The 3,990-nt window shown below is 47.3% G+C and carries 3 protein-coding genes; 2 read left to right on the top strand and 1 reads right to left on the bottom strand.

Annotated elements, in window-relative coordinates; translation table 11 throughout:
• Both GX016_10805 and GX016_10800 read left to right on the top strand, forming a co-directional pair.
• A partial coding sequence (locus tag GX016_10805; GenBank protein ID HHT72031.1) for a DUF3160 domain-containing protein occupies positions 1–1,581 on the top strand: 1,581 nt, incomplete at its 5' end.
• On the top strand, positions 1,578–2,315 hold the full coding sequence (locus tag GX016_10800; GenBank protein HHT72030.1) for a hypothetical protein: 738 nt from the start codon (positions 1,578–1,580) through the stop codon (positions 2,313–2,315). The genes GX016_10805 and GX016_10800, both read left to right, overlap by 4 nt.
• Positions 2,316–2,824: 509 nt before the next feature.
• Here the strand turns inward: GX016_10800 and GX016_10795 are convergent.
• Complete coding sequence (locus GX016_10795; GenBank protein HHT72029.1) at positions 2,825–3,958, bottom strand: hypothetical protein; 1,134 nt, start codon at positions 3,956–3,958, stop codon at positions 2,825–2,827.
• Positions 3,959–3,990: the final 32 nt, after the last annotated feature.

The raw sequence follows: 3,990 nt of genomic DNA, 5'->3' as shown, positions 1-3,990 counted from the left end.
ATGGATGCCAGTGTAGCAGTGCCACCGGAAGTGCAAAACGAGGTGGCCAAAGAACTCGACTTAATTGCTCGGCATGAAGGCATTGCCGTTTCGCCGCTAATGAACATGGGGTGCAGCTTGGATGCTTTAGACGCCCTTAAGGAAGACTACTCGCAGTATATCCCGCGGGGACATTATGAAAAACTGGCCGAGCTGAAGGATTACTTCAAAACCATGATGTGGTATGGCCGGCAGACTTTTCGCCTTAAGAATGAGGATGAAACCAAATCGGCTGTGTTAATTGCCCTTGCGCTCAGCGAAGACGACAACGCCCTCAGCTGGGATAAAATTTACGAGCCCACCAGCTTCTTTGTGGGTAAGAGCGATGACATCTCTTATCTGCAGCTCAAAGAACAACTGGATCAAGTTTATGGCCCTAAGGTAAACCTCTCCACACTCGTGGCCGACCAAAGCAAATGGAACGCCTTCCGGGAAAATATCCAAACTTTGGAGCCGCCGGCTGTCAACTCCATCCCGATCTTTGATGAAACTATCCAGCCCGACCGGGAAAAAGAAATTCAGGGCTTTCGCTTTATGGGGCAGCGCTTCACCTTGGACGCAGCCATTTTCCAGCGACTGGTCTACCGCGAAGTTAAAGAAAATAACCAGGGCGAACGAAGGATGCTACCCAAGGGGCTGGATATCGCAGCCGCCTTTGGGTCCCAGGAAGCGTACAGTATCTTGGACGAGCTGATGGAAACGGATTATGCCCTTTATCCGGAAAATATGGCCAAAATACAGACATACATCGCCGGCCTAAGCCAAGAAACCTGGACTCAGAATCTGTACTGGAGCTGGCTCTATACACTACAGCCCCTAACCCAAGTAAAATCAGACAAATACCCGGCTTTTATGCAAAACCGGGCCTGGGCCCGAAAAGAACTTACTACCTTCCTGGGAAGTTGGGCCGAGCTAAAACACGACACTGTCTTGTACGCCAAACAGGTTTATGCCGAGGCCGGCGGTGGTGATATGAACGTTGATGATCGTGGGTATGTGGAACCAAATCCCCTGGTCTTTGACCGCTTGGCCGCGCTAGCCAAGACAACCCGGGAAGGCCTTCAGGCCAGGCAGCTCCTTGGCGAGCGCGATGCCGTCAGCCTGGAAAGGCTGGAACAGCTCTCTTTATCCCTTAAGGAGATTGCGGAAAAAGAATTGAACAATACCCCCTTGACGGACGAAGAATATGAATTGATCCGCTCCTACGGAGTTCAGTTAGAGCACTTTTGGCTGGAGGCCCTGCGTGACGAGGGAATCGAACACCACTCGCAGGCTTATGACCAACCGGCCGCTATTGTAACTGATGTAGCCACTGATGTTGGCGGGCAGGTATTGCAGGAAGCAACCGGTTTTATTCAAGAAATCTACGCCGCTGTGCCTGTGGACGGTAAGCTGCGGCTGGCTATCGGTGGTGTCTACTCATATTACGAGTTTAGTTGGCCAATGAACGACCGCTTGACCGATAGCAAATGGCGTGAAATGTTAAATGCCGGTAAGGCTCCATCGCCACCGGCCTGGACAACAACGTTCACTACCCCATGAAAACAGTAAAACTGGCGCTAATCGTTTTTATCGCCGTAGCCATTCCTGGCTGCTTAACCGTTAACCAAGCCCCACCGGCTGACAACGATTTTGTCGCCTTTAAGAACAAAATGTTGGCCCTGCCGGCTAGGCAGGAATCCTTGGCCCGCATGGCCCTGGGCAGCATCATGCCCCTGGTAGCTGTGAATAACCGGCGGCAACCCTATAGGGAAGTGCTGCCGGTTCCCATCAATGACGGCTCCAGGGCCGGGATAGCATTTAAGCTGATTAAGACCCAATACGGTGATCTGAATCAAGACGGCACGGTGGAAAAATATCTTCTGCAAGACGGCCAACTGGTAATCCGCGTTGCTAGCGTAGACATCTGGGTGTCACCGGATGATTGGTGGGTAGATAATTTCGTGTTGGGTGATGCCAATAACGACGGTATATGTGATCTAAGCTTATCGGTATGGAAGGCGGGAAGTTTCGGCCCCTGTAAACCTTTTTGGGTTGAGGAAGATGATCGGAGTATCAAGAACCACCTGTTCATTTTCAAGCTGGTCGGTAATATGGTTAAGCCTCTGTGGCAATCTTCCAATCTGGACCGACCCAATTACGAAATATGGCTTGGCGACGTAGATGGCGACGGTAAAAACGAATTAGTTACCCTGGAAGGGGATTATACTGATTGCCAGCATAGGCAGATTGGGGTCTGGAAATGGAACGGGTGGGGGTTTTCCCGTCTGCGATGAATCCGCAGCTAATGCATCCTGTAAATTATGCACATAAGATCCTACGCTTCGCTTTGGACAGGCTGGACAGGCAGGATGACAAGCAAAATAATATATTCTGGATGACAAAATTAAGTATAATCCTATGTGTCCTACCGGGATGCTTGGTAGAACTTAATAAGGTATTTGAAGAGCTAGAAACTATGGCTTACTGGTTGCGAAAATAACAACTAGCAGCTCGTTTCGTACTCTGTCTAATAAAGATGCAAAAACAAGGGAGCCTCATCAGAGACCCCCTTATCATCGTCTATTCTGTCATTGTCCTTCTCTAAAAGCACACAATTATACCGTTCTCATGGTGGCTTCCTATTATTGATAATTGATAATACATCTTTAGAACGATAGTTTTCACAGGATAACCTTCTTCAAAAATAACGCCTACGCGATGTTATTAACATCAGTTTTCCTAGGTTCCCAGGCACCGTCCACTCACTTGGCGTACCAGAAGCTAACAATCAATGGAATTCCCTTTAGTCGTGTTCATCGCTACCACTGTAACAACATGAATCAAAGTAGAGAGGATTAACATATTTACCGCAGGGGTAGTATTCTCCCATAACTTCCGGTGGAACAATTTGACCCTCAGCTATATTCTTTGCTGAATAAGGAAATCCCTGGGACACTTGATTGTTTCTGTAAATAAGGGAGAGAGGAACTAAAGGCAGTTGGCTGACGTCGACCCAATTGAAACCATTTTCGGTCGTCACCTGAGATGGACGCGGTGCTCCAAAACTGATAACGAGATTAACGTAACCATTTTTATCGATAACAGTCTGAAAGTCACTAAGCGTGTAAAGCCCCAAAAAGGCTACTCGTGTTACAAAAGCCATACTCCAGTACCGCATGTCCTCGTTGCCTAAAATCCCGATATTATGATACGTGTCGGGAAATGTGGGAGCTTTCCAGCGAATAAATAACAACTTACCCGGATCTCTTTGAATTTGATCGGACATTATATAAATCGTATTTAGATCGGGTTGTAAAATTCTTGTTGCAATGACACCTAGACGATTCCAGGTTAGATCGCAGTGTTGTCCAACCTTAACAACAGTTGCCGGGTTTAGCGGATTAGCAGATGGAGTGGCATTGTTAAGAGCCCTGGCGATGTTTGAATTAGCGCAATCCTTTTTGGCGGCACAGTAAGTGATTTTAGGTAGCCCTACACCACCTGTTTTGTCATAACCAATGCTCGGAACATAAATTCGAAGTCCTATGAGTCCAAATCTATTGATTGAGCCATCTTTTAAAGTCCCTACATAAAAAGTGTTATTACCCGCTTCTGGAACAAAATGCTCGGAACCCTGCGGTGGGGCAGTAGAGCGGATTTTCATAGTGTAATTACGATTGCCTGCATTCCAATCAGCACCAGGTAAAAAAGGATTGGCACTGCCAGGGTCCGGGATTAACACTCGATCAGATGCTGTGGCTATGAGAGTGTCGATTTGCCCAGTCACAGTAAAGGACATATATCTTGCATATGGGAATTGTCCTTTGATAACAATCTCTATATCGGGATCCACTTCATATGGAAAGACATAATAGCTAGCATTGAAATCCCCCAGCATCAACAAAGAGTCACTGGGTTGATGAATCCATCTCTGCATAAGAATCCACTCCCCGAAAGGATATTTGCTAT

This window comes from Bacillota bacterium, from assembly GCA_012837285.1.
Taxonomy (GTDB): Bacteria; Bacillota; DTU030; order DUMP01; family DUMP01; genus DUNI01.
The sequence above is the reverse complement of the archived record's forward strand: the minus strand, read 5'-3'. Positions and strand labels throughout refer to the sequence as shown.

Bases quoted from the DNA above. Each gene is read 5' to 3' on its own strand.
- GX016_10795 (HHT72029.1), bottom strand. From the start codon at position 3,958: ATGCAGAGATGGATTCATCAACCCAGTGACTCTTTGTTGATGCTGGGG.
- GX016_10800 (HHT72030.1), top strand. From the start codon at position 1,578: ATGAAAACAGTAAAACTGGCGCTAATCGTTTTTATCGCCGTAGCCATT.